Below are 5684 nucleotides of genomic sequence, written 5' to 3'. Positions count from 1 at the left end.
AGGAGCCGCGATCGCGCAGGAGTCCAGCCACGGAATGGATCTTGGTGACCTCTAGGGCTTCATCAAAACTCAGGGGCGGCAAAATGCCGGGTAAGCGTCGGGCTAGCATGGTTTTACCGCTGCCGGGTGGCCCGACGAAGACAAGGTTGTGACCACCGGCGGCCGCAATTTCTAAGGCACGACGGGCCTGGGCTTGTCCCTTCACATCTTTGAGATCGAGAGAGGTAAGAGGCGATCGCGCCAAGGCCGCCCGGCCATCAACGTGCAGCGGTTGATAGTGAGCTGGATCGTTCAAAAAGTCAGCAACGGCTGCTAGGTTCGCAAAACCGTAGACCGCTAATCCTTCTACAACGGCTGCCTCTTGGGCATTGGCTTCAGGAACCACCATACCCTGGATACCCATACGCTTGGCGGCAGCAGCGATTGCCAACACCCCTGCCACGGGACGCAGACTACCATCCAGGGACAGTTCTCCCAAGAATAGGTACGCATCTAGGCGATCGATCGCCACTTGTTCAGAAGCAGCTAAAATACCCACGCTGATCGGGAGATCAAAGCTGGGCCCTTCTTTCCGCAGGTCAGCCGGAGCTAGGTTCACTACAATTTTCTTCATGGGAAAGGCGTAGCCAGCATTTTTTAGCGCTGCTTTTACCCGTTCCCGCGATTCTTGCACGGCGGTATCTGGTAAACCCACGACTACCGTACCCGGTAAGCCACCGGATAAATCGACCTCAACGCCAACCTTGATGGCATCAATGCCAACTAAAGCAGCACTCCAAATTCTCGCTAGCATACGGTCTGTCCAAATGCACCCCTTCTAGCTTGCCCGACCTAGAGATAAACGTCCTAGGGAGAATTGCGGAACTGTAGGTAAGTTATGAGCGGCGACGCTGGGCAAACCAGTCTTGCAGTTGTTGCCGACAGGTGCTACCCAAAATGCCCGTCCAGATTTGGGGACGATGGTTGGAGGCGGCACTGTCGGGAATATTCAGCACGGTTCGTAGGGCACCGGCCTTGAGGTCATCGGTGCCGTAAACCACTTGGGCTAGACGAGATTGGACGATCGCCCCAGCACACATGGGGCAGGGTTCGAGAGTGACGTAGAGGATGCAGTCGTCTAGGTGCCAGGTGCCCAAGACGGCACCCGCTTGGCGAAGGGCCACCACTTCTGCGTGAGCGGTGGGATCATGGTCGCGTTCTCGACGATTTTCGCCTTCAGCAATCAGTTGCTGGTCGGTATTAATAATCACAGCACCCACCGGCACCTCCCCGGCTGCACCCGCCGCCGCCGCTAGGGCGATCGCTCGACTCATCCAATGATAATGGGTGAGGTAGATGGCATCGGTGAGTACAGGCGGCGGAATCTGCACGGCTAAGCGTCGGCCATATCTTGGGTCAACAAGGGATCGAGCTGTCCTTGGCGATCGAGGCTATAGAGATCGTCACAGCCGCCAATGTGCTGGTTATTCACAAAAATTTGGGGTACTGAACGACGACCATTGGCCCGTTCTGCCATGCGCATTCGGGCAGCACCGTCGCCGTCAATTTTATATTCGGTGTAGGACACGCCTTTCCAGCCCAGCAGGATCTTAGCGCGAATGCAGAAGGGGCAGGTTTGCCAGGTGTAGATTTCTACCTGAGCTTTCATGCGTTCTGGATGCCGACCCAGGAAAGAGTTGAGAGCATCAAACATAGCGATCGCTCCAGTTGGTGATCAGTGCTGATCCCTAGCTTATCTCGATTTTGATGATTTGAACGGATAGTATAAACAGGCTCAGCGGCCTAGGGGTGATTGCCTGGTAGACCCGATCACCCCTGGAGCGATATGAACTAGTAGCGAATTTGCAAGGTAACGGAGGCAGATACTGTTTGGTCGCCCCCGATCACCGGCGAGCTAGCGGCGCGATCGCTCAACATCGCGGCTTCATACATCGGCACCATGGGGGGAGGCGTTGCTCCATTGATTTGAATGCTGACAATTTCCTGGCGGCTTAACCCTAAACTGGCTAAGACTACATCTGCCTGCTGTTGAGCCTCTTGGGTGGCAGCCTGCAGAGCCTCGGCCTGGGCGGCGGCGATCGCTTCATCGGTGGCCACAAAGCTGACGCCGTTGATTTGGGTGGCTCCAGCAGAGACGGCCTGGTCGAGGATTTCGCCGGCGCGATCGGTGGGCACTTGGAAGCTCACGGTGTTGCTACCGGTGTAGCCGATCAGGGTATTGCTACCATCGTTGTAGTTATAGCGGGCGTAGAGGTTGATGCCCGTGGTTTGTAGCTCACTGACATTTTGCGATCGCAGAAATTCTACTAGGGAGCTGGAGCGCTCAGCGATCGCTTCTTGGGTGGCCTCGGCTGTGCGCTCCTGCACTTCTACGCCAAGCTGCACGAGAGTGAGGCTTGTGGGAATTTCAATGTCGCCAGTACCTGTGACGGTGAGGGTGCGCATCATCTGTTCTTGGGCGGCGGCCGGTTGGGGGAAGAGGTACTCGACGCTGCCGATCACGAGGGGAAGACCCAGCAGTAAGGGCAAACCGTAGCGAAGTAGGGTAGAGCGAGAACCGCGACAAAGCTGAGTAGTCATCGAATCATGTCCTTGAAATCCAGGAGGTCATCCAGGGGGAACATATTTACTCTGACATATCTCGCTCAGGGGCGCGGCAAGGTTGCAGTTTTGGTAACAACATTGCCCCTGGGTTCAATCTCTAGCCTGCGTCTGGAGCGGCTTGGGATCGACCGACGCTCCCCTACTGCGCTGCCTTATAGCCGTAGAAGTCAATGGAGTATTGGGTGATGCGCACACCAGTTTTTTCTTCTACTTGGCGCAACAGATCAGCCGGCAACTCGATATGTACATCCATAATCTGCTGAGTATCGAGGCAGTTGACATGGCTGTGGGGGTCGCTAATGTTGCCATAGAGCCGACCGTCGGATCGCTCGATGCATTCAATAATCCCTCGATCGGATAGGGCCTCTAGATTTTGGTAGACCGAGGTGTGACCAATAATTTTGCCTTGCTGGTTGAGGCGATCGTAAATTTCCCGTGCAGACAGATGCTCTTGGGCTTGCCACAGTAATTCTAAAATGAAACGTCGTTGCTTACTCAGGCGCATTCCAAGGGTCTGACATCGTTCCACAGCATCATCCAAGGAACGAAGAGGGGTTTGAGCGATCGCATCCTGTTGCATAGCCAGTAAGTACCCTTGTATTATCTCAGTAAACGATTTGGAAGAATAGTTTGAATGATCACAACGAGTCCGAGCGTTTGCCTGACCCTGACTAGGCTACGCGTTAAGTCGTACTCAATCCTACTTTAACTTAAATTCCCCTAGCCTGACAGCGATCGCTAAGGTTCACCTAGTGTGCAGTCCAGGGTTTAAGGGCGTGTGGGGCTGTAATAGTCTCGATAGACATTGTCATCCGCAGGGCTAGCTGGCTGCGAGCGGCTGGGGGCTGGTTCTGGGGAGCTTTGGGCTGACTGCACGCCCCACTGCTGCAGCAAGGCATCCCGTTCGATACGCCATTGCCCGATGGCAGCCTGAGCATCGCCGTACAAAGGGCGATCGGGGCCAATGCGGGATGCCGCATCGATCGCTGCAGAATACCACTGGCGGGCAGCCAGGGAATAGGCTTCATCCAGCAGCGGCTGGTCGGTGGCGATCGCTTGGTTGCGTAAACTAGACTGCCAGGCTTGGATTTGCCCTTGGGCGTCGGCATAGAGGGCGCGATCGCTGTCAATCCGCTGGGCGGCCCGAATGGCATCGGATAAACGACCCTCTTGAGCCAGGGCGATCGCTTCGTCGAGCAAGGGCTGATCTTCAATCAACTCGATGCGCTTGCGCCAGGTGGCGATCGCGGTTTGGGCCTCAATCCGCAAAGCCCGTTCTTGGGAAATCTGCTGGGCTTGGGTGATGGCCGCTTGCAAACTAGGAATGGTGTTTTCCCCGGCCAGTTGCTGAGCCTGTAGCAAGATCGGTCGGTCTTCTAGGCGTTGGATTTCTTGTTGCCAATGGGCCACCAAGGTCTGGGCCTGGAGGCGACGCGGACGATCGGCTTCGATCTGCCCTGCATAGGCGATCGCTAGATCTAAGGCCGTCTGGCTACCCAATTGGGCAATAGCATCAGAAAGGTTGAGGTGCAGACCGTCTTCTACCTGAGCCTGCCACTGCACCAAACTGGCTTGGGCTTGGTCATAAAACGGACTTTCGGGGCGAATCTGCTGCGCTGTGGCGATCGCCTCCAGCAATCCTACCAGATGGGCTAGGGTAGGCTTCCAAAAACCAATATCCACCTTAGCCCGCCGCTGGGCATAGCTAAACTGCAGAAAATCGTAGGCCTCTGGTGCAAGATTCGGATCCGGCGGCACCGGTTCCACAAGGGCGATCGCTTCCTCTAGGTTACCCTGCTCCCACTGCTGCATTCCGTAGCTGATCAAAAGCTGGCTCCAGCGATTCAGTTCCGCCTCCCCGGCCCGCCAAGCATAGCTCTGGGGCGAAATCGTCTGCACCAACCGCAGCGCAGCGCCCAGTTGCTCAGGATTGGGCTGGGCAGCTAGCTGCCGGGCCTGCTGCAGCACCCGCCAAGCTTCTTGCTCTAGCAAGATTTGTTGGGCGAGGGCATCTACCTTTTGCTGTCGCCAATAGTCGTTTTGCAGTTGCCCTAGGGCTCGCAATTGCGCCGTCGCCTCATCCCAGTCTTGCTGCTGCAGCGCAACTTGAGCTTCGTCATAGATAGCCTCGCCTTCTTGCCACTGATATTGCCAAGCCGCGATCGCTTCTTGGGCCTCCTCATAAACAGGGCTGTTGGCAGGAATTCGACTGGCAATATCCACTGCGCCAAACAAGTTGCTCTGCTCAATTTCAGCCTTGGCCAGCTTCAGCAAGGCCCGCGACCAATCTTGGAGCAGCACCTGCGTCTCTCGCTGCAAGGGATGATTTTCGGGCCAATCTCGTACTAAATCGACCGCATTGGTTAAATCGCCCAAATAGCCTGACTGGGCGGCTTCGCGGGCGCAAAACAACCGTTCTGCATCCGCCGACAGAGGCGATAGTTCACGACAGTCGGGCACCGGCGGTAGATCGGTTAACCGCTGATAGGCCACCATACTCAAGCCACCCGACAGGGCCAGCGCACCCACCCATAGGGATGTCCAGGCCAGGGAACGTCCGATGGCTATTAACCGTTTGGGTGGGCGACGCTCCACCGGCGGCCGGGGCGATCGCGGCGGCGGCACGGCGGGCGGTGACACGACGGCCACCGGCGGATCTAAAGGGATGGGTGTTAGTTCTGGCGGCGCGGGTGGCGGGACTGGTACGGGCGACGGGGCTGACACAGGACGAACCGGCGGCACCGCACGACGAGACCAGGCTCGAATGGGCGATCGCAACATTGAACGTAAGGGCGATCGCGACTTGGGCGATCGCGCTGGCTGCCGTGGTTTAGACGGCAGACTCGATTGCGGTGGCAGATTCGATGGGGTTGGCGGCGGCGCAGGGCGCGGCAAACTGGGCATATCCAACATGCGAGGAGCCTCTGGAGACGGAGTCATGTCTCGGCTCATCTCGAAGCTGATGGAAGAATCCGGTGAAGGCGATCGCTCCTGTACCATAACTATGATGCGCGTCCAATGGCGGCCAGATAACCTTAAGACCTAGAGCCTGCCTCCCTGACGATCTAACGAGGAAGACA

Annotated in this window: 6 protein-coding genes; all 6 read right to left on the bottom strand. The window is 56.9% G+C overall.

Translation table 11 applies throughout. The features are described from left to right. On the bottom strand, positions 1-793 hold a 793-nt coding region (locus V6D20_08835), incomplete at its 3' end, for a magnesium chelatase domain-containing protein (GenBank protein HEY9815882.1). Between the two features lie 82 nt (positions 794-875). Further along, positions 876-1370 (bottom strand): tRNA adenosine(34) deaminase TadA, encoded by a 495-nt coding sequence (gene tadA / locus V6D20_08830; GenBank protein ID HEY9815881.1) that lies wholly within the window; start codon positions 1368-1370, stop codon positions 876-878. Positions 1371-1372: 2 nt separating this feature from the next. Continuing rightward, complete coding sequence (gene grxC / locus V6D20_08825) at positions 1373-1693, bottom strand: glutaredoxin 3 (protein HEY9815880.1); 321 nt, start codon at positions 1691-1693, stop codon at positions 1373-1375. 137 nt (positions 1694-1830) lie between these two features. Next, positions 1831-2580, bottom strand: coding sequence for an SIMPL domain-containing protein (locus V6D20_08820; GenBank protein HEY9815879.1), 750 nt, complete (start codon positions 2578-2580; stop codon positions 1831-1833). A gap of 163 nt (positions 2581-2743) precedes the next feature. Continuing rightward, entirely contained in the window at positions 2744-3184 is a 441-nt protein-coding gene (locus V6D20_08815; protein HEY9815878.1) for a Fur family transcriptional regulator, read from the bottom strand. A 188-nt stretch (positions 3185-3372) separates the two neighbouring features. Beyond that, positions 3373-5544, bottom strand: a complete 2172-nt coding sequence (locus tag V6D20_08810; GenBank protein ID HEY9815877.1) for a hypothetical protein — start codon at positions 5542-5544, stop codon at positions 3373-3375. Between the last annotated feature and the right edge of the window lie 140 nt (positions 5545-5684).

Source organism: Candidatus Obscuribacterales bacterium, assembly GCA_036703605.1.
Taxonomy (GTDB): domain Bacteria; phylum Cyanobacteriota; class Cyanobacteriia; order RECH01; family RECH01; genus RECH01.
The sequence above is the reverse complement of the archived record's forward strand: the minus strand, read 5'-3'. Positions and strand labels throughout refer to the sequence as shown.